Source organism: Flavobacterium kingsejongi, from assembly GCF_003076475.1.
Lineage (GTDB): Bacteria > Bacteroidota > Bacteroidia > Flavobacteriales > Flavobacteriaceae > Flavobacterium > Flavobacterium kingsejongi.
In genome coordinates this window covers 1,940,153-1,960,497 of the sequence record NZ_CP020919.1, presented here as the reverse complement: position 1 = coordinate 1,960,497, position 20,345 = coordinate 1,940,153, and the positions used below count along the sequence as shown (strand labels likewise).

Sequence of the window (20,345 nt, the reverse complement as noted above, 5' to 3'; positions counted from 1 at the left end):
CCCGGAAGCCATTCATAGACATCAGTACCTGAATAGCAACTGCCTGGGAAGTTTCGGTGGCAAAAACACAACCGCTGGTCTCCTATTCGCCTACAAAAATACCGAGCTTTATATGTTCCTTTAAAGTGGTTTTATCCATAAGGTAAAAACTATTCCTGTTCGTAATCGTAGTTTACCATCCACTGAATGCCAAACTTATCAACCAGCATCCCAAAGTAAGCTCCCCAAAATGTTTTTTGCAAGGGCATCCTGATTTCTGCACCCTCCGATAAGGCTGTAAAAAGTGTAGTCGCTTCGGCTTCGGCATCCGTATTCAATGACATCGAGAAATTATTTCCTACGATGAGGTCAAATTTATTCGCATCAGTCACATCAGTTCCCATTAGCACATTATCCTTTCCTATCGGCAGTGCGATATGCATGATTTTGTTTTGGTCTTCTACAGGCATTCCATCACAGCCCGGAGCACCTTCAAATCGCTGTAGTGCGATGAACTCTGTTCCGAAAACTGTTTTATAAAAATTGAATGCCTCTTCTGTAGTACCTTTAAAATTAAGGTACGGATTAATTGTTGCCATAAAAATTGTAAATAATAAAGTTATGTAAGTGTATTGTTTTCATTTCGTTTCAGGCGAAAAACAGTCCTATAATTGTCACGATACGCATAAATCAGGAACAGATTTGCCAAAAAAACGACCAGGGCAATGGGAAGCCCTTCCGGAAGCAGGAAAATATTAATCATCAGGATGTTTACGGTTACGGGTAAGATTACAATATTCGCCAGCGTGACCATACGACCACTCAGGAAAGCGATGGCACAAAGCAGCTCTATACTTTTCACCAAAGGCATCATATATCCCGAAGCAGTAAGCCCATCTGTAAACAATTTTGCATTCCCCTGTAGTTCAGGTGGCGGTGTAGCATGCATAAAATAGGTCACCGAAGCAAAAAGAAATAAAAGTCCCAACAGGATACGAACAATTACAATTGCTATTTTCATACGTTGTATAAGATTAGATTAATAACTATGATTGCGGCATTCCATTTGGGTCCATATACATTACTTCCCACAAATGGCCATCCAGGTCTTCGAAGCCATGGCCATACATCCAGCCCTGATCTTGTTTCGCTGCCGGTGCCTTACCTCCCGCTTTCACCGCTTTTGTAACCAAATCGTCGACAGCTTCCCGACTTTCCGCAGAAAGACAGATTAAAACTTCCGTAGTTTTAAATGCATCCGAAATTTCTTTTGGTGTAAACGTTTTAAAAAAGGGCTTCACCAGAAGCATTACATAAATAGTATCGCTGATGATCATACAGGTAGCATTATCATCCGTAAATTGTGGGTTGAATTGATACCCCAATGCCGTAAAAAAAGCAATAGATCGTTTGAGGTCGTTTACGGGTAAATTAATAAAAACTTGAGTTGCCATACAAATAGATTTGGTTAGTAAATTTACGAATAACTACTTATTTAATAATTAGACGACTAATTATACAATTAAAAAGCCTAAATAATTATAATGTAAAAATACAACAGAATTCCGTACGGTCGACTGTCTATTACAGTCAACTATAAGGGGGATTTGAGACATTTTAAAGAAGGTGTTTAGGAAGAGGGGAAGATGTAAGGAGTAAGAAGTGCGTACCAAATCGTTTAATTGCAATCAGTTTGTCATTTGAAACACCAAATCACCTATCCTTCAATTTCATACATTTGTAATAGCATTATCAAAATTTAGGAATATGAAATTAGCCATAGTACTGACCCGGGATCACCGATTGCTAAGTGTAGCAGCGATTCTGGACGTTTTTGAAACGGTCAATCGTTTTTACCAGGAAAGCGGACAGCCTCCCTTTTTTAGCATCGATCTCGTTCATGCACCACAGTGGGAACCGGCACCTTACCCGGGGTACATACTACAACAGGCGGACACCAAAATATATGACCTGATCCTGCTTCCTGCTTTTCGATCGGAAGGATTAACAGAGTTGCAACAAAATTTTGAACTGATTCCGTGGCTGCAACAACAGTACCAGCAAGGCGCCGCTTTGGCCAGTTTTTGTACGGGTGCTTTTCTATTGGCTGCTACCGGATTATTAAACGATCGCCCGGCAACCACACATATTGATGCGGGTTATGCTTTTTCTACTGCTTTTCCAAAGTACACCTGCAGTCGGATGCGGTAGTGACCGAAAAAGACCGGCTGTATACCAGCGGTGGTGCTACAAACAGTTTTCACCTGATGATCCGGCTGATTGAAATCTATTGCAGCCGTGAAATGGGTGTCCGTACCGCCAAAATATTCTCTATAGATATTGACCGTGCACAGCAGAATTACTTCGGTACTTTTGCTCCTCCGGAAAATCATGGCGACGATCTCGTTAAAATGGCCCAGCAAAAAATTAGCATTGACTTCAGCAGTGCCAATACAATCGAAGAAATTATCACCGATGTTCCTGCCAGCAGGAGAAACCTCGCCAGGCGCTTTAAGCTCGCCACGGGAATTACCCCAATCGAATACCTGCAGAAAACCCGTATCGAAGCTGCCAAAAAAATCCTGGAACAATCCCATTGCAGCATTTTGGATGTAATGCAGGAATCAGGCTATAATGACATCAAAACCTTCCGGTTGCTCTTTAAGAAAAATGTGGGAATGACGCCTACGGCTTATCGGGAGAAGTTCAATATCCAACGCAATTAATTTTTACACTGTCACAGGATGAGCCTTATCCCCTAACACAAGCATTCCGGTTATATAACATTGGCTTAAATTATTTTACCCTTTTTTTGCCTATCCTAGCAGATTAATACAACGCCATACACAATTCCCTGATTGTCTGTACGCGTTGCTTAGTCCTATATCCATGAATCGATTTCTCATTACCCTTTTCTTACTCACCACCCCTATCATTCTTCTCGCACAACAACAAACGGATACAGTACAAATCGCCTTCCTGGCCGATGTACACCTGCAGGATTTATACGGGACGCTACAGGACAATCCTTATAAAGGAATCTGGAATCCTACTACTGGAAAATACACCTTATTACGGACGATGGAATCCCAGTTGCATTCCACCCGGATCTTTAACGAGAATTATTTTGCCTTCCTGGCAGCCTTAGAGGATATTGCAAAGCGTGGGATTCATTATGTCGCACTTCCCGGAGATTACAGCGACGACGGGCAGCCACTCCACATTCGGGGCCTTCAGCAACTGTTGCAGTATTATACCGAAACGTACAACATACAGTTTTTTATCACTACCGGAAACCATGACCCTGTAGGCCCTTTCGCTCAGGAATCGGGAAAAGATGATTTTCTCGGGGAAGGCGGGAAACGGCAGCCGATTTTCAGTACCACCGGGAATTACAAACCCGATTCAAATATCCTTCCTGCTGTCATCACCCGTGATATTACCAAAATGGGCTATTCGGGCATTACCGATCATTTGCAGGAATTCGGTTTCTTCCCGAAAGAAAGCTACCGCTATTGGCCCACTCCTTTTAGCACCTACTCCACTGGAAATTATTCGTATGCTAAAGCTCAAACGGCGGCAGCATTGTCCAATAGAACTTATGAAGTGGCTCCCGGTTATACCGTACCGGATGTGAGTTATCTTGTAGAACCAACCCCGGGACTTTGGCTGCTTGCCATAGATGGTAATGTGTATATCCCAAAAGACACGAAGGCCAGCGATCCCAAAAATTCAAAAAGCTATTCCGAGGCTGGGATTGGTTACAATCAGGTCCTATCACATAAAAAACATTTAGTGGAATGGGTACATAAAATAGCGATGGAAGCGGAGCAACAAGGCAAGACACTGATCGCTTTCAGTCATTACCCTATGGTCGAATTTAACGATGGAGCCTCCGAAGCTATTAGCGCACTGATGGGGCCAGACAAATGGCAACTCAACCGCGTCCCTTCAGAAGAAGTCGCACAGACTTTTGCAGATGCAGGATTAAAAATTCATTTTGGCGGGCACATGCACCTTAACGATACCGGAATCCAAAAAACGAAGAAAGGAAATACACTGGTCAACATACAAACACCCTCACTTGCAGCCTATATTCCTGCCTACAAAGTATTGACGGTACAACCTGACGGAATATTGGAAGTGAATACAATATCCATCGATACTGTGCCCCGGTTTGATGAGTTATTTGCCTTATACCGTATGGAATATGCCTTTTTGAAAAGTCAAAACCATCCTGAACTATGGGATCCTACGATACTTGAAGCTAAAAATTACCACGCCTTTACCGACTGGCACCTGAAGGAACTGGTACGGCTCCGATTTTTACCCGATGACTGGCCCAAAGCATTTAAAGAATTCATGTTACAGGTAAGTGGTGCCGATTTGTTAGCACTCACCCGGATGAGTTCCGATGATTATGCTACAACACTCCTGCACAAAAAAGGCAATCTGAAAAAGTGGAAAAAAGGCCTGCAGAAAACACAAAAAGAATTAGGACAAAATAAACTGGTACTTAGTGATTTTGAACAGTGGAACGGGCTCGACCTTATCACCGACTTTTACCGTATTCGCAGTGCCGATCAGCTTGCACTATCCGATATAGGTCCGGAACGGATCAGGCAGTATCAATACCTTGCCGCTTCCTTTTTTAAATACCAGCAAAAAGGAGATCCTATCCAGGATAAATTAGGGCTTTTCCTTACCATATTGAACCGGTTTTTAAGTGGTGCACCCTCCAGTCATTTTAAGGTGGATTTAAAATCCGGGGCAGTCCAGGATTTACGGCCGCAATAAAAAAGAGCGGCACCTTACCAAAAAGGGAACCGCTCTTTATTAAGTCCTGGAATAGTACGCTGACTCTTTACTGTTCGCTTCCATTCACGGGATTCGGCCTTACATAGGTTGCATCGTCAAATTTCACATGGTAGGGAGAATTAAAAAATGTACTCGGCTGGTAATAATCTGTCGTTATAATTTGCGCACCGGAATTTTGGGCCGCCTTAAAATGAGTGTAATCATTCGCACGGGCTTCTTCGGTATTGGCATCGGCACGGGTTCGGATGATGTATCCTTTTTTAACCAGCCCCGGGATAGTACTATCTTCTGGATCATTGCGAAATAAAGTTGCCGCTTCGGGCGTTCCCGGTTCCGCATTGATAAATACTGTACGTCCCTTTAAGGAAGGATGCCCTTTCTTATACAAATCCCGTTTCTCGTTGCTATCATCCAATATAAAAAGGAATTTCCCTTTGGCTTGTGCCATTGTGGGCCAGTTGCCTGCCAGTACGGCTGCTTCCAGTGTAGCATAATTCCCCCGCACATCATCCGGCACAATCAGTTTATCCGATCCCAGGACACGCCTGATTACGCCATCCAGTTCCTTAAATAATTTTGGGGTAAATTTTTCCGGTTGGGTACCAAACCGGTTAGCGCTTCCATCTTTCGGTTCCAGTGTGATAAAAACCGGAACGTGTCCCGGATGCGCATCCGACCACTTTTGTAAAGTCTGCAGACAGGCTTCAAAGGTCAGGCTGGAACTCCGGAAATCAATATCCGGAATATGCAACACCTTAAATCCCGGCTGGTGCATCACACCCTGTGGATCATAAGCACGATCTGGCTTCGCCAGTTCAAGGCCTTTTGGGTGGGCATATTTTCCTCCTTTACTATCGGCATACACATCAATCTCGAGGTTGTGCAATCCCATATTCAGCTGATCCGTAATTGAAATATGCTCATATTCGAGGCCGCGGAGCGAATGTGTAGAATCTTTTGCCATCAGCACCTTTAGCAATGCCGGCTCAATAGCATTTTTGTAACTGTTGTGTGACCCGATAACCTGAATCTTATTCAGGTGCTGAGTATCATTTTGTGCATTGGCCTGAAAAACTGCTGCTGCAGACAGGAAAGCGGTAAGCAATGTAATAGACTTCATACGTGGTATAATTAAAATGTAATGAGTAAATAGTACTTGTGGGTACAATCCGGGCAGAAGCCTATAGTAGAAAGTACGTCCTAACACATCCTACAACAAATGGTTATTCGGTACATAATGGTGGTAAAATTAAGCGGTTCAGGTTAAGCCAGTGTTAGTCTAAAAAAAACAAATCAAAAATTCCGTTGGTTTAAAAGAGGGTAAACCTTTAATTAATTGAAACATAACTTTAACGAAAAACAGGACGCCAATACAATCCCGTATTTTGCACCTCACCGATATTATGCCTTTTTAAAATGGAAGACCGTAAAGACTTTGAAAAAGTATATACTGAATATTGGGAAAAATTAAATGTGTTTTCATTTAAAATGACCCAGGATGAACAACTGGCACAAAATGTAGTCCAGGATGTTTTTATCGACCTCTGGGAAAGAAGAAAAGAGGTTGAAATTGTGGCGATGGATCATTACCTCTTTCGCGCCGTAAAAAACCAGATCTTTAAAAACTACAGAATGAACCGGATGGATAAAACTGTTCTGGAAGACAAATTTGAAAATTACCTGATCGAAAACCTACCGCCAGCCGATTCTGAACTGGCCGATCAGCTGTACCTACTTCTTGACAGGCTCCCGGAAAAAAGAAAAGAAATTTTCCTGATGCACAAACTCCAGGAAATGTCTATCGAACAGATTGCTACCGAATTAAGCCTATCCAAACAAACTGTAAAAAATCAGCTTTCACTCGCCCTGAAACAACTCCGTTCCGGCGTAAAAGACCATGCCTGGGCAGGAGTCCTGAGCAGTGTACTGGCTCATCTTTTATCATAACCTTGTGTTAACGGTTTCATAATAATTTTCGATGGTACGATTCATCACTTACGGTACTTATAGGTAACTATACCCTAATGATGATTAAAAAAAGCAAACATATCCTCGGATATCTTATTGAGAAAAGCAACCGGAAACGTACTTCAGAAGCGGAAGAAAATGTATTGAATGATTTTATGCATTCAGAATATAAGACCCCGGAATGGGACACCCCTACAATGGGAAATAAAGAACAGGTATCCGAAAAGATATATGCCGGAATCCTGAAACACATCGACCAAAAAGAGCGTCCGGTGCATTATCTCCGGTATATTGCCGCTGCCAGTATACTCTTACTCCTGGGACTCGGAATACTCCTCAAGCCCAAAGCCGGCACTGTCGAAAAAATGCTGACGTTTACCACAATGCAGGCCCCGGATTCCCTGAAACTGGGCGATGGCTCAACAATTTACCTGGCCGCACATTCCAAATTTCACTATCCTGCCCAATTTACTGGAGCGACCCGAAAAGTACAACTGCTACAGGGAAATGCTTTTTTTAATGTTGCCAAAGATGCACAGCATCCTTTTATCATTACCTCCGGCCAGCTCGAAACAAAAGTACTGGGAACTTCCTTTCACATCCAGCTTTCTGGTAAACAATGCCATGTAGCGGTAGTCACCGGAAAAGTAAATGTTACCACTGCCACTGCCAGTATCGATTTAATTCCCGGGGAAGAAGCTTCATTTGAAGCTGAAAAACTGACCAGACAAAAAGCAGACAAAGCATTGCTTAACAACTGGTACAAACAGGATATCACCCTGAATAATGTACCGCTGGAAGAAGTGTTCTCACTCCTTCATTATAAGTATGGTGTGAACTTCCAGTTAGCCAATACAACTATTCCTGATACACGCGTCACCGTATTCGTGGCACAAAAAGCATCCTTAGAAAGCATCCTACAACAAATAAATTATATCACCTATCTAAAATTTGAAACTTATGGGAATACAGTAAAAGTCAACTAACTACAAATCAAAAAAACAAGCCGCAATTACACTACTAATAGCAGCCCTTAGTAAGCATCGTAAAACCAACACCTTAAATCATGTCTTTTAAAATTACCTCTTTTAAACTTAAAAGCTTCCTGCTTTTAGTCCCGGCATTACTTTCTTTTCATGCCGGATATAGCAGAGAACTGAAAAATGCACCACCAAAGGCAAAAATCAATTCCGCCAAAGCGACACTGGTTTCTATTTTTTCACAGCTCAGCCGCCAAACACAATATAAATTCAGCTATGGGGAAGCTGTAATCGAAGATCAGACAAGTTATACTATCACCTATACGGAACCATTGGAAAATGTGCTGAACGATTTATCCCATAAAGCCCATTTCAGCTATACCATCAATGACAAACTGGTGCTGATCAAAAAAATCCCTACAGTTGCTGCCAATCAAATTTTGATACAGCAAATCGTAAAAGGAAAAATTACGGACGAAAACGGACTGCCACTTCCGGGAGCCACTATTGCAGAAACCGGGAAGAACAACAGTACCATAACAAATGTAGACGGAGAATTTGAAATTACTGTCGAAGAAGGAAAAACACTGGCCGTATCCTATGTAGGCTATAAAACCAAATTAGTGACGGTGACGGGGAAAACACTTACCATCCAGTTGGAACCCGATGCAGCTAACCTGAGTGAAGTCATGGTCGTTGGCTATGGAAAACAATCCAAGGCCGATGTTACCGGAGCGGTGACACAGTTGAATGCCGATCAGTCCCGACAGGGAATCAATGTATCCGCAGATAACCTGTTACAGGGAAAAGTGGCCGGAGTACGTGTGGTAGGATCCAGTGGCGAGCCAGGAGCCGGAGTAAATGTCAGCATCCGTGGGGTCGGTTCTATCCGAAGCGGAAGTACACCGCTTTTCGTAGTCGATGGAGTACCGTTATCCAATGATGATGTGAGTCCGGGTGGAACCAATGTGGGCTTTGGATCTTCCGCAGCCAAAAATCCATTGAATTTCCTGAATACCAGCGATATTGAATCGATTACCGTATTAAAAGATGCCTCTGCTGCTGCTATATATGGAGCCAGGGGATCCAATGGAGTGGTCATTGTAACAACCAAAAAAGGATCCAAAGGAAAAGCCACACTGACATTAGATACCTACATGGGACTATCGACTGTCGCCAAAAAACTGGATGTGCTTTCCGCAGATACCTACCGGACGGCAATTACCGATCCTGCTTTTGATCATGGTGCCAGTACCGATTGGCAGGACGTCATTTACCGTACAGCCATCACAAAGAACAATTCGTTGTCTTTTGCCAAACAAACCGATTCCGGGAATTACTATGCTTCCCTCGCCCAGATGAACCAGGAAGGAATTGTAAACCAAAGCAGTTTCAAACGTACTTCGGGTCGTATCAATGCATCGGAATCATTCCTGGATGACAAACGCCTTAAAGTAAAAGTCAACCTGACAGCGAGTGAAACCGAAGATAACGGGGTGCCGACCAGTGATGATGGGGGATCCAATGGCCAGCTGATTATTCATACCCTTATGGCCAATCCTACCCGCCCGGTATTTGATCAAAATGGCGCGTATACCAACTTCAATATGAATGCGCATTACAATCCTGCTTATTTATTGAGCATCTATGAAGACCAGACCCGGACATTACGCGTATTGGGGAATATGGAAGCTTCATTCCGCATTGTAAAAGGGCTGGAATACAAATTAAATATCGGTATTGACCGCTCGATTGCAGAACGCAATACCACGATCTATCCGAACCTTACCGACCTCAACCCCAAAGGGAAATACGTTCAAAACAACATGGAGTCTAAAAATTCCCTTGTCGAACATTACCTGACCTATGACCTGCTGGCAGACAAACATAAGTTTGAAGCATTGGCTGGTTTCTCCTATCAGAAATTCGAACGTTCCGGAAGCAGCTTTAGCATTGACGGCGTTTCCGACCAGAATGTGGGCATCAATCCAGGAAACAATCCCGGTTTTGCAGGTGTACAGTCGGGTGTAGCCGGTTTCGCACAGGAGAATGAATTACAGTCCTATTTTGGAAGGGTCAATTATACCTTTAATGGCAAATACCTTTTAACCGCTTCGATGCGTGCCGACGGATCTACCCGTTTTGGAGAAAACAACAAGTACGGATACTTTCCTTCTTTTGCCTTAGGGTGGAATATTTTCAAGGAAAATTTCCTGAATGCATCCAGCAGTATTGAAAACCTGAAGTTACGCACCAGCTGGGGACAAACCGGAAACCAGGAAGTACAAAACAAAATCACCAAAGCCAGTTATGCGCTTTCAGGCCCGGATGGGTATTACCTCTACGATGACCTGGAATTAGTCAATGGTGTATCGGTGGCCCGTACCCCAAACCCGAATTTAAAATGGGAGGTGGTAACACAATACAACGTAGGACTGGATTTCAGTTTTTGGAAAGGGCGTTTGTATGGAACACTGGATTATTTTAATAAAACAACAACCGATGCCATATTGAATATACCTTCACAGGTATTGAGCCCTACCAATACGATTTGGGTCAACATCGATGGAAAAATCATCAACAAAGGTTTTGAATTTATGTTGGGATCCCACATTGTGGATACCGAAGATTTCAAGTGGTCGCTGGATGTCAATGGTGCCACACTGAATAATGTAATCAAAGGGCTTCCGGTTTCGGAAATCCTGTCGGGAACCATTTCCGGACCGGGACAATCGGGTGTGTACGCGAATATTTACCGAAGCGGATATGCTGCCGGATCGTTCTACCTCTTACAACATGACGGATTTGATGAGAACGGCAAAGATATTTTCAGGGATACCAATGGCGATGGAGTCATAAACAGTAAAGACCGGGTGATCATTGAAGGTGCCTTACCGAAATTCAATTACGGACTGAACAGCCAGATGCGTTATAAAAACTTTGATTTCTCTTTTTCAATCATCGGGCAAACCGGAGGCTATCTGTTGAACAATACCGGCCTAAATGCGTTAAACATCAACAACCTCTCTTCAGACCGTAACGTGGCTACCGGCTACTATGAATCGGGTGCCAACCCATCCAATTCACCGCAATTGTCCACCCTCTTCCTTGAAAAATCTGATTTTATCCGACTGAATACTGCACGTTTAGGCTATACTTTCGACATCAAGGAACTGAAATGGATGCAGGGGCTTACGCTCTATGTAACCGGGCAGAACCTGCTAACGATTACCAACTATACCGGATATGATCCGTTAATCAACAGCCCGAAATCCAATGGTGGTAATCAATCCCTCGGAATCGATTATTCCAGTTACCCTACGTCAAGAACATTTTTATTAGGTGCAACCTTAAAATTATAATCATGAAATCAAATAGAATACTGAATATCAGAACGATCACTATAGCGTCACTATCCTTATTTTTTGCCGGTTGTACCAACCTGGATGAGGTAGTTTTAGACGAAGTCCTGGGTGGTGAAGTTGCCAATCCTGCCGGAGCCCTGGCTGCAGCGTATGACCGTTTGGGCGATGGTACATTTGTAGACCACGGTGGTGTGTTTGCCTTACAGGAATATACTTCCGATGTTGCCATGTTACCCACCCGCGGTAGTGACTGGGGAGATGGTGGTAAATGGCGCTCCATGCATGAATTCACCTGGGGGCCTGACAATGCTATCGTGACCAGTAACTGGAACATGCTTACCAACGGGATCACGCGTTCCCTGACCGCCATAAAAAGCATCAGTGAAAGCAATACCGAACAAAAAACATTATTATTAGCGGAAGCCAAAGGGCTATTAGCCTATTATACCTATACAACATTGGATTTATTTGGCCAGGCACCCTTTCGCGATCCCTATTCTACCAATGCTCCCATACAGATATTGCATGCTGATACCGCTATTGATAACCTGATATTGGAAGTAGAAGCCTTACTTCCGGATTTAGCCGAACTGGGACAGCAGTCCACCCACAATGGCCGTTTTACCAAAGAAGCAGCCTATGGATTGCTAAGTACGATGTACCTCAACCGTGCCGTATTCAAAGACCGGTACAATGCAGGTTCTACATTTAATTTCAATGAGCCTGCTGTAAGTGGCACCGGTACCGATATGGACCGTGTTATCTATTATACTTCGCTACTGACAGATTCCGGTAAATTCAGCCTGGAGAGCAATTACTTCAAGAATTTCTCTATTGACAATTCCGGTGGATCAGAACTTATTTTTGTTGTCGTTCAGAAAATTGATTACATCCGCAATGGAGATAATGATTTTGCTTATGTTTCTATGGAACGGAACCAAAGAACTTCACCAGCCAACCGTGGTACAAATGCGGCCTGTACCACTCCTGAATTTTATGCGAGTTGGGAAGGAAACCATAATGACCCGAGATTCCACCGTTATGTTCAATACAGTGACGGTACCTGGTTCATGAATAATGCCACGACCACCAGTGTTCCTGCAAGTGATATCGTACCCAACAGCGGAGGCCTGCCTTGGTTTCATTTTAATTTCGGTCTGATGGAAGGGCCACAATACGGACCTAAACTAACCAGCTCCGGTAATTTTGAGATGACCCCGGACAACCGTATTAAAGTATCCGAACTGTTCATGGAAAAAAGCAGTGCTACACCGATGAACTTCACACCGGCACTGAATTTCGACAACCCATCCCAAGCGATTTTTGCACAAAACCAGATCAATCGTGGAGTTCGTGTATTCAAATTTGAATTTGACCCGGAAGAAGGGAATGGATCCAGTAATGTAGATATTCCATTATACCGTTTGGGAGGAATTTATACCATGAGGGCCGAAGCCTATTTCCGCAAAGGACAAACCGGACTTGCTTTAGCCGACGTCAATATTTTGCGCACGAGCAGAACAAGAGAAGCCCTGTTTGGCAATGTTCCCGGTACACCAATAGGATCATTGGATGCTGCCACATTATATAAAGAATTAGGATTTGAAATGTATTGGGAAATGTACCGTCGCCCTCAGATGATCCGTTTCGGAAAGTACGACCTGCCTTTTTCGGCAAAACCTGCCTCTCCCCCGTACCGAAGGGTATTCCCAATCCCACAGGAGACCATGGATGTCACCAAAGGATTTTCCCAAAATCAAGGGTATTAATACGAAAACGGCTGTCTCAGTAAGACAGCCGTTTTTTTATTTGCAAAACATTCTAATATTTAGTTCCATCCCCCACCGAGTGCCCGGTACAAACTCACCACAGCATGCAATTGCTGGGCCTGGTCGGTAATCCCCTTCAATTGGGCTTTCAACAGATTTTGTTCTGCCGTCAGTACGTCGGTATAGTTGGTATTTCGGTTGTTATTAAGGAGTTCTTTATTAAAAGTGACCGCTTTTGTAAGTGCTTCCAATTGTTTTTTACGGGTTATACTTTTCGCTTCGGCATTCTGGTAACTGGACAAGGCGTCTGACACTTCCTGACTGGCTTTCAGCAATGACAATTCAAAGGCATACAACGCTTGCTTTTGCCTGGACGCCGCAATATTTAGCTGTGCTTTATTACTGCCTCTATTAAAGATGGACTGGGTTAACCCCCCGGCAATATTCCCGAAAAGCCCGGTATTTGTAAACCAGTTGCTAAGCCCAAAACTCGAAAATCCTCCAGCCCCGGTAATCGCAAGAGCCGGATAAAAAGAAGCCCGGGCCACATTGGTATTTTCAAAAGAAGCCCTGAAATTATATTCCGCTTCCTGGACATCCGGGCGATTGGCCAGCAGTTGTGCCGGAATACCAGGTTTCAGGTCATATACCAATTGTTGCTCTGCTATCGTAGTCCGCCCGATTGCTTCGGGAGTTTGTCCCAGCAGTACCGCTAAAGCATTTTCCGTTTTCCGTATTTTCTGTAACAGGTCCGGGATATCCAGTTCTGCTTCATAATAGTTCGCTTCACTTTGTACCACAGCCACACCATTCAAAATGGAATTCTCAAAAAGCAATGCAATCGCCTTCGCATCTGCCGCTCTGTTGGCTGCCGTTTTTTGGGTTACATCCAGTTGGGCATCCAATGACAGCAGTTCATAATAATAATGGGCAATATCTGCAATGAGCTGTGTTTCTATAGCGCGTTTTGCAGCATCACTGCCCAGCAGATCCGCTACAGCAGCCCGTTTCCCACTGCTCAGCTTTCCCCAGATATCAATTTCCCAACCCGTATTCAGGCCAAGATCGTATTGGGTAGCCTGTTTAAAAAGTCCGAATCCCTGCGGATAAGCAAGTCGGGATTCTTTAACCGATACCGTACCATTTAGTGAAGGCAGGAAAGCATTTTTGCTCATCCTCAGGCTCGCTTTGGACTGGTTGATCCGTTCCACAGCAATTTTCAAATCTGCATTCGCTGCTAATCCCTGCCCGATCAATCGCTGCAATACCGTATCGGTAAATACTTCCTTCCACGGCATCGTCGCCATGGTAAGCGTATCGGTAACTACTGTTTCCCGGTAATTCTCCGGAACGACAGCCTTGGGTGCTGCATACTTTTTTGTGACCCTGCATGAAGCGAACAGGCCTGCCATTACCAATAGGGTAATTAGTAATTTATAATTATATTTTTTCATCGTTTATCCTGTATTAAAGCCCGTATTTCCAGAGCTTTTGGTAGTGGGCACGCAACAACGTTACAGTTGCTGCATGCTGTTCCCTTTTTTAGTTTTATACTTCTTCTTGCTGTAGGCGTATGGGATGCGTTGGTGCTTTAATCCCGCTGACTTTTTCCTGTAAGGATTGGAAAATGATAAAGAGCACCGGGATTACGAAAACCCCAAAGAGTGTCCCAATAAGCATTCCTCCTACAGCTGCCGTACCAATAGACCGATTGCTGAGTGCACCTGCACCTGTAGCCAGCATAAGCGGAATCAATCCGAAAATAAAGGCAAACGAAGTCATCAGGATTGGCCGCAACCGTGCTTTTGCCCCATAAATAGCCGACTGGACAATACTCCTGCCACTCAGGCGGTGCAGGAGTGCAAATTCCACAATCAGGATCGCATTTTTAGCCAGTAAACCAATCAGCATAATGAGGCTGATCTGCAGGAAAATATTATTATCAATCCCAAACAATTTGGCAAACACAAATGCCCCGGCCAACCCTATGGGCAGCGAAAGCAGTACCGAAAGCGGCAAGATGTAACTCTTATATTGCGCGCTCAGCAGGAAATAAATAAAGAGCAGGCAAAGCCCAAAAATCAATACCGTCTGATTCCCACTGGACAGTTCTTCCCGGGTCAGTCCCGAAAACTCGTAAGCATATCCGCGGTCTAACGTTTGGGCTGCTACTTCTTCAATAGCTTTGATCGCATCACCCGAACTGTACCCTTCATTGGGCGCCCCGGTAACCGTCGTAGAAGTAAACAGGTTAAAACGGTTGATAAATTCCGGGCCATACGTTTTTCGCAGCGTTACAAATTCACCTATCGGTGCCATCATTCCCGCATCAGTTCGGACAAAAACTTTATTGATATCTTCTTCTTTCGCCCTGAAATCAGCATGTGACTGCAGCATTACCCGGTATTGTTTTCCGAATTTATTGATATCCGAAGCATAAATTCCCCCAAAATAACCTTGTAAGGTCGTTAAAACAGTCTGTACCGACACCCCGGCATCTTTACATTTAGCCACATTGACACTTACTTCCAACTCGGGAAACCGGATATTAAAAGGATTGGTTGCATAGAGTATTTCCGGACGTTTATTCAAAGCGCCCATAAACTTGTCGATGTTTTTCTCAAAGTTGACATAATCCCCTCCGGTTTTGTCCTGTAACTGTACTTCAAAACCATTGCTGTTTCCGAATCCCTGTAAGGTAGGAGCGGCAAAAAAGATGATATTGGCGCCCTTTATATGGGCCGTTTTGGCAAATAACTGATTGACAATCGCCGTAACATCCTGATCTTTTTTAGTACGTTCATTCCAGGGTTTCAGCCGGATAAATAACGCGCCATACGAACCTCCGGCTCCATGGATCAGGTCCATTCCCGACAAGGTGGAAGAAAGTTCTACTTCAGGAATGCTGAGGACAATACTATCAACCTCCTTGTTAATCGCTTCGGTACGTTCTAAAGTTGCTGCTGGTGGCAATACTACATTCCCATAAATTGCCCCTCCATCATCATTCGGTACAAATCCCGTAGGCGTATTTTTGATCAGTACAAAAAATAACAGCCCAAAAGCTGCAATCCCAGCCAAAGCAATCCATTTTCTTCGGATCAGGAACCGCACAGCACCGATGTACTTATGGGTTACTGCATCAAAGGCCGCATTAAACCCCGCATAAAATTTTGGCAGGAACCCTTTGGGCTTCGGAGCATGACCGGGAGCATGCGGTTTTAGCAGTAAGGCACAAAGCGCAGGGCTTAACGTCAGGGCGTTCACTGCCGAGATAACAATCGCTACGGCTAAGGTCAGTCCAAACTGCTTGTAAAATACACCCGCAGAACCGGTGATAAAAGTTACCGGAATAAATACAGCAGACATAATCAGCGTAATGGAAATGATAGCCCCACTGATTTCACTCATAGCGTGCATGGTTGCTTTTTTAGCCGATTGTGCCCCCTGGTCGAGTTTCGCATGTACCGCTTCCACTACCACAATGGCATCATCCACGACAATCCCGATCGCCAGCACCAAAGCAAAAAGCGTTAACAGATTGATCGTAAAGCCAAAAAGTTTCAGAAAAAAGAACGTTCCAATAATCGCTACCGGTACTGCAATAGCCGGAATCAGTGTTGATCGTAAGTCCTGAAGGAAAATAAAGACAACGATAAAAACCAATATAAAGGCTTCAATAATCGTATGGATTACTTTTTCGATCGAAGCATCCAGGAAATCATTCGCACTCAAAAAAGTATGGTATTCCACTCCGGGTGGAAAATCTACCGCGGCTTCTTTTAGTATCGTTTCACAGGCAATAATCAGCTCCCGTGCATTGGAACCAGAAATCTGGCTCACAGAGCCACCGGTCGATACTTTCCCCTGTGTAATCAGTGAACTGGTGTAATCTAAAGCACCAAATTCAATCTGGGCAACATCTTTCAGGCGGAGTAAATTCCCCTGCTTACCACTACGTAATATGATATTTTCAAACTGAGTGGGGTCTTCCAGACGCCCGGTAAACTTTAAGGCATACTGTACCGACTCCCGGCTGTTCTCTCCTATTTTTCCAGGAGCTGCTTCGATATTCTGTTCCTGCAGTGCTGCAATAATATCGGCAGGAATCAGTCCATGGCTGGCCATAGCATCCGGTTTCAGCCAGATCCGCATCGAATATTCCTGAGTACCATAAATCTCGGTTCCTCCTACGCCTTCCACACGTTTCATCTGCGGCATGATATTGATCCGCAAATAATTATCGAGGAACTTCTGGTCGTATTTCCCATCAGTACTATAGATCAAAAAACTAAATGCTGTACTACTGAGCTGCTTGCTCGTTGTAATTCCGGCTTTAATGACTTCGGCGGGCAACAGGCTTGTGGCTTTGGTTACCCGATTCTGGACATTTACCGCTGCCATATCGGGATCAGTGCCCTGTTTAAAGAAGATGGTAATTGCTGCACTACCATTATTACTTGCGGTTGAGGTCATGTAGGTCATGTTCTCGACCCCATTGATCTGCTCTTCCAACGGAACGATTACACTTTTCATCACTACATCCGCATTGGCACCCTGATAGGCAGCCGTTACAACAACAGTGGGTGGTGCGATTTCCGGATATTGTGAAACCGGCAACGAGAATAATCCCAACAATCCGAGAATCACTATGATGACCGATATGACCGTAGACAAAACCGGATTTTCAATGAATTTTTTTAACATGTCTTTATTTATTTGATGAAGTAACTTGTAGATTGATAACCATACCGTCTCTTAAATTACCCAGGCCTTCGGTCACAATACGGTCACCAGCCTTCAGTCCTTCCCGGATTACATAGTCTTTTTCGGTAGCCGTTTCCATAATTATTATTTCAGTAGTATGCACTTTGTTGGCTGCATCTGTTGTAAAGACAAAATATTTGCCCTGCAGTTCAAACACTGCTTTTTTAGGAATCAACAAGGCAGCAGAAAATTGGGTAGGAATCTGGATCGTAGCACTGGCACCGCTCCATAACAATCCATCCGGATTAGGGAATACCGCTTTAAAATTGGCCGATCCCGTACTGGCATTCAGCACTCCACTTAAGGTTTGTATTTTACCTTTCATGGCATACGGCTCTCCTTGCCCTAAAATCAGGGATACTTCTGGCATGTTTTTAAACTTATCGTGTACCTGGTTGCCCTGGTATTGCTGTAAAAAAGCATTCAACTGTTGCTGGCTCAGGGAAAAATAGGCATAGATCCGTTGCGTATTGGCCACGGTAGTCAGCGCGTTGGGTGAAGTACTGCTGACCAGGCTACCTATTTTATAGGGTAAACTTCCCACTACACCATTGATAGGGCTCACGATATTGGTAAACGCCAGTTTTGATTGGGCTGCAGAAAGTTCTGCCCTGGCCTGGCTCAGTTCTGCTTTTTTCATGCGTTCCGTATTTTTTGCAGCTGTAAGTTCAAAAGAGTTGACAATCTTTTGAGCTGCCAGCACTGCCGTACGTTGTGCCTGGATACTGGCGGTTTCTAAACCGGCTTCTGCTGCAGCTACCGCAGCTTTTTTATGGTAAACATCTTGTTGAAAACTATTGGCATCTATTTTAAATAAAGGCTGTCCTTTTTTTACGAGTGCACCTTCCTCAATATATACCGCTTCGATATAACCATCCACTTTAGAACGGATTTCTACCGTTTGCTCCTTCCAAAGTGGCCGGATATTCGATTGACAGTGCCGCACTTTGCGGACTTAAAGTCAGTACGGGATAAGTACCGGGACTTTCTGCCGGCATTGTTTTCTTGGATTCACAGGAAACCATACATAACACTCCTCCCAGGAGTGCTGTCATAATAGTATTTTTCATTATGTATTTATTTATTAAAATTATATCCCCACTTGGGACGTATCGGTAGTATGTACCTACTGTAATGTGTTAGTAATCTTGCTGTTTCATCTGTAAAAAAATATTGAATGATTTAAATTTTACGCATGCATATCCCCGCTCCACAATCCAGGTATCCTGGCTGGGAGTCTTAAAAAACAATTTCGATAGTTCTAAATGGGGAATAGGATCAGGTGCCGGAAAAACGACAGCGATTGCTTCATCCTATAAGTAAGGTTTCCAAAGTACATTCCAGTACGGAATCAAATAAACAGGATTGTTGCAGGGCGGATCGCCGATAGGATGGATTTCGGATATGGGCTTTTCAAATGGCATATTCAGGATATTAGGATCACATGTTACACTAAAACTATAGTGATAAACAGCACTTGATTCCGTTTATCGAGGGCAAAATTAAGCATTAGCTTCAATTAAACAACTAATTACTTGTTTAATTAATTATCCCACTATAAAGGTTATTTATTATAGATAAATTTCTAAACCATTTATTAGCTATATAAAACCATAATACACTCTATTACAATATCATTATGGCATCAGATAAAATTACAAGCGCTACATTTTAATAAAAAATAAATAAATCTGTAAACTAAGTACATTGTTATACTATGTATTTAGTTATATTTGTCCCATGAACAACGAATTTGTACAAAAATGGAAATCGCAGGTCAAAAAAGGCACATTGGCTTTTATCCTGCTCAACCTGTTAAAAGACAATGAGTTTTATGGTTATGAACTCATTGAACAGGTTACCCGGCACACCACACTGACCATAGCAGAAGGTACTTTGTATCCCTTGCTAAACCGGCTGAAAGATGATGAGTTAGTCACTTCCAAATGGGTAGAACAACCCTCCGGTATCCCGAGAAAATATTATACACTCACCAGCACAGGAGAAAAAACGTTAGCGGAAATGAAGATATTCTGGAACGAACTCGGTGCATCCATTCAAAAAATAACAAAATGAAACGAATAACCTTTAAAAACAAAACGGCCTCAAAAATTTACGAGGATTATATCAGGCGTATTGAACGGATGACAACCAGCCTTTCTGCCGAAGACCGGAATGACATACTGATGGAATTCAACAGCCATATCTATGAATCGTTACAGCAGCCGACCAACGAAGCTGAAACCGACCGACTGTTAGCCATATTACAAAATCTTGGTGCTCCGGAACAGGTATTATTACCAATGGTAGCCCGCCGGAAACTCAATCAGGCCACCAAAACCTTCAATCCGGTGCATGTTTTTAAAGCATTGGCACTCAATATCACCAATGGAATTTCCTATTTGATCTTCAGTATATTGTACCTGATGCTCTTCGCATTTATTTTTTTGATAGGGGCCAAACTGTTCGATCCTAAAAGGGTAGGGATGTTTTATAAAGAATCACGTTTCTTCTATTTTGGCTACAATACTACTGCCACAACAGAAAATCCAAATGTAAACGAAATGCTTGGCAACTGGTTTATCCCGGTAATGCTACTCACAGTTATTGTCCTCTATTTTGCCATAACTTTCGGGCTTCGCCTCAAAAGACAATACCTCAAGTAAAAAAAATTAGCCTCAAACATCGTTATACTAGGT

At 43.4% G+C, this 20,345-nt stretch carries 17 protein-coding genes; 9 read left to right on the top strand and 8 right to left on the bottom strand.

The window, feature by feature from the left end; genetic code table 11:
• Positions 1 to 149 precede the first annotated feature (149 nt).
• The 3 genes from FK004_RS08475 to FK004_RS08465 are packed head-to-tail and all read right to left on the bottom strand — an operon-like array spanning position 150 to position 1,433.
• Positions 150 to 578 (bottom strand): VOC family protein, encoded by a 429-nt coding sequence (locus FK004_RS08475; RefSeq protein ID WP_108736880.1) that lies wholly within the window; start codon positions 576 to 578, stop codon positions 150 to 152.
• A 20-nt stretch (positions 579 to 598) separates the two neighbouring features.
• Complete coding sequence (locus FK004_RS08470) at positions 599 to 1,000, bottom strand: DoxX family membrane protein (protein ID WP_108736879.1); 402 nt, start codon at positions 998 to 1,000, stop codon at positions 599 to 601.
• 25 nt (positions 1,001 to 1,025) lie between these two features.
• On the bottom strand, positions 1,026 to 1,433 hold the full coding sequence (locus FK004_RS08465; protein ID WP_108736878.1) for a VOC family protein: 408 nt from the start codon (positions 1,431 to 1,433) through the stop codon (positions 1,026 to 1,028).
• Between the two features lie 313 nt (positions 1,434 to 1,746).
• Here FK004_RS08465 and FK004_RS19425 point away from each other — a divergent pair, with 313 nt between their 5' ends.
• From FK004_RS19425 to FK004_RS08455, 3 genes are all read left to right on the top strand, one after another.
• Positions 1,747 to 2,190, top strand: coding sequence for a DJ-1/PfpI family protein (locus FK004_RS19425; protein ID WP_227871691.1), 444 nt, complete (start codon positions 1,747 to 1,749; stop codon positions 2,188 to 2,190).
• Positions 2,190 to 2,705, top strand: a complete 516-nt coding sequence (locus FK004_RS19420) for a GlxA family transcriptional regulator (RefSeq protein ID WP_227871690.1) — start codon at positions 2,190 to 2,192, stop codon at positions 2,703 to 2,705. Before FK004_RS19425 ends, FK004_RS19420 begins: the two co-directional genes overlap by 1 nt.
• Before the next feature lie 163 nt (positions 2,706 to 2,868).
• Positions 2,869 to 4,776, top strand: coding sequence for a metallophosphoesterase family protein (locus FK004_RS08455; RefSeq protein WP_108736877.1), 1,908 nt, complete (start codon positions 2,869 to 2,871; stop codon positions 4,774 to 4,776).
• A 67-nt stretch (positions 4,777 to 4,843) separates the two neighbouring features.
• Here the strand turns inward: FK004_RS08455 and FK004_RS08450 are convergent, their stop codons facing one another.
• Positions 4,844 to 5,917, bottom strand: coding sequence for a phosphatidylinositol-specific phospholipase C1-like protein (locus FK004_RS08450; protein ID WP_108736876.1), 1,074 nt, complete (start codon positions 5,915 to 5,917; stop codon positions 4,844 to 4,846).
• A 296-nt stretch (positions 5,918 to 6,213) separates the two neighbouring features.
• Between FK004_RS08450 and FK004_RS08445 the strand changes: the two genes are divergently transcribed.
• The 4 genes from FK004_RS08445 (at position 6,214) to FK004_RS08430 (ending at position 12,879) form a co-directional block, all read left to right on the top strand.
• Positions 6,214 to 6,744, top strand: a complete 531-nt coding sequence (locus tag FK004_RS08445; RefSeq protein ID WP_108736875.1) for a sigma-70 family RNA polymerase sigma factor — start codon at positions 6,214 to 6,216, stop codon at positions 6,742 to 6,744.
• 77 nt (positions 6,745 to 6,821) lie between these two features.
• Positions 6,822 to 7,751 (top strand): FecR family protein, encoded by a 930-nt coding sequence (locus tag FK004_RS08440; RefSeq protein ID WP_227871689.1) that lies wholly within the window; start codon positions 6,822 to 6,824, stop codon positions 7,749 to 7,751.
• An 80-nt stretch (positions 7,752 to 7,831) separates the two neighbouring features.
• Positions 7,832 to 11,107 carry a SusC/RagA family TonB-linked outer membrane protein gene (locus FK004_RS08435; protein WP_108736873.1) on the top strand — a complete coding sequence of 1,092 codons (3,276 nt, stop codon included), beginning with the start codon at positions 7,832 to 7,834 and terminating at the stop codon, positions 11,105 to 11,107.
• 2 nt (positions 11,108 to 11,109) lie between these two features.
• Positions 11,110 to 12,879, top strand: a complete 1,770-nt coding sequence (locus FK004_RS08430) for a RagB/SusD family nutrient uptake outer membrane protein (protein WP_108736872.1) — start codon at positions 11,110 to 11,112, stop codon at positions 12,877 to 12,879.
• 59 nt (positions 12,880 to 12,938) lie between these two features.
• On the opposite strand, the gene FK004_RS08425 is transcribed toward FK004_RS08430, so the two are convergent.
• From FK004_RS08425 to FK004_RS19190, 4 genes are all read right to left on the bottom strand, one after another.
• Positions 12,939 to 14,333: an efflux transporter outer membrane subunit gene (locus tag FK004_RS08425; protein ID WP_108736871.1), complete on the bottom strand. Its 1,395-nt coding sequence runs from the start codon at positions 14,331 to 14,333 to the stop codon at positions 12,939 to 12,941.
• A gap of 94 nt (positions 14,334 to 14,427) precedes the next feature.
• A complete protein-coding gene (locus FK004_RS08420) occupies positions 14,428 to 17,586 on the bottom strand; it encodes an efflux RND transporter permease subunit (protein WP_108736870.1) in 3,159 nt (1,052 codons plus the stop codon).
• Between the two features lie 4 nt (positions 17,587 to 17,590).
• Positions 17,591 to 18,526: an efflux RND transporter periplasmic adaptor subunit gene (locus tag FK004_RS08415; RefSeq protein WP_157956061.1), complete on the bottom strand. Its 936-nt coding sequence runs from the start codon at positions 18,524 to 18,526 to the stop codon at positions 17,591 to 17,593.
• 1 nt (position 18,527) lies between these two features.
• Positions 18,528 to 18,716, bottom strand: coding sequence for a hypothetical protein (locus FK004_RS19190; protein ID WP_157956060.1), 189 nt, complete (start codon positions 18,714 to 18,716; stop codon positions 18,528 to 18,530).
• A 670-nt stretch (positions 18,717 to 19,386) separates the two neighbouring features.
• On the opposite strand from FK004_RS19190, the gene FK004_RS08410 reads away from it, so the two are divergent.
• A complete protein-coding gene (locus FK004_RS08410) occupies positions 19,387 to 19,722 on the top strand; it encodes a PadR family transcriptional regulator (protein ID WP_108736868.1) in 336 nt (111 codons plus the stop codon).
• Positions 19,719 to 20,312 (top strand): HAAS signaling domain-containing protein, encoded by a 594-nt coding sequence (locus FK004_RS08405; RefSeq protein WP_108736867.1) that lies wholly within the window; start codon positions 19,719 to 19,721, stop codon positions 20,310 to 20,312. Before FK004_RS08410 ends, FK004_RS08405 begins: the two co-directional genes overlap by 4 nt.
• Positions 20,313 to 20,345 lie beyond the last annotated feature (33 nt).

Excerpts from the sequence above, each read along its gene's own strand:
- FK004_RS08475 (WP_108736880.1), bottom strand. The coding sequence starts at position 578 with ATGGCAACAATTAATCCGTACCTTAATTTTAAAGGTACTACAGAAGAG.
- FK004_RS08470 (WP_108736879.1), bottom strand. The coding sequence starts at position 1,000 with ATGAAAATAGCAATTGTAATTGTTCGTATCCTGTTGGGACTTTTATTT.
- FK004_RS08465 (WP_108736878.1), bottom strand. The coding sequence starts at position 1,433 with ATGGCAACTCAAGTTTTTATTAATTTACCCGTAAACGACCTCAAACGA.
- FK004_RS19425 (WP_227871691.1), top strand. The coding sequence starts at position 1,747 with ATGAAATTAGCCATAGTACTGACCCGGGATCACCGATTGCTAAGTGTA.
- FK004_RS08455 (WP_108736877.1), top strand. The coding sequence starts at position 2,869 with ATGAATCGATTTCTCATTACCCTTTTCTTACTCACCACCCCTATCATT.
- FK004_RS08450 (WP_108736876.1), bottom strand. The coding sequence starts at position 5,917 with ATGAAGTCTATTACATTGCTTACCGCTTTCCTGTCTGCAGCAGCAGTT.
- FK004_RS08445 (WP_108736875.1), top strand. The coding sequence starts at position 6,214 with ATGGAAGACCGTAAAGACTTTGAAAAAGTATATACTGAATATTGGGAA.
- FK004_RS08440 (WP_227871689.1), top strand. The coding sequence starts at position 6,822 with ATGATGATTAAAAAAAGCAAACATATCCTCGGATATCTTATTGAGAAA.
- FK004_RS08435 (WP_108736873.1), top strand. The coding sequence starts at position 7,832 with ATGTCTTTTAAAATTACCTCTTTTAAACTTAAAAGCTTCCTGCTTTTA.
- FK004_RS08430 (WP_108736872.1), top strand. The coding sequence starts at position 11,110 with ATGAAATCAAATAGAATACTGAATATCAGAACGATCACTATAGCGTCA.
- FK004_RS08425 (WP_108736871.1), bottom strand. The coding sequence starts at position 14,333 with ATGAAAAAATATAATTATAAATTACTAATTACCCTATTGGTAATGGCA.
- FK004_RS08420 (WP_108736870.1), bottom strand. The coding sequence starts at position 17,586 with ATGTTAAAAAAATTCATTGAAAATCCGGTTTTGTCTACGGTCATATCG.
- FK004_RS19190 (WP_157956060.1), bottom strand. The coding sequence starts at position 18,716 with ATGAAAAATACTATTATGACAGCACTCCTGGGAGGAGTGTTATGTATG.
- FK004_RS08410 (WP_108736868.1), top strand. The coding sequence starts at position 19,387 with ATGAACAACGAATTTGTACAAAAATGGAAATCGCAGGTCAAAAAAGGC.
- FK004_RS08405 (WP_108736867.1), top strand. The coding sequence starts at position 19,719 with ATGAAACGAATAACCTTTAAAAACAAAACGGCCTCAAAAATTTACGAG.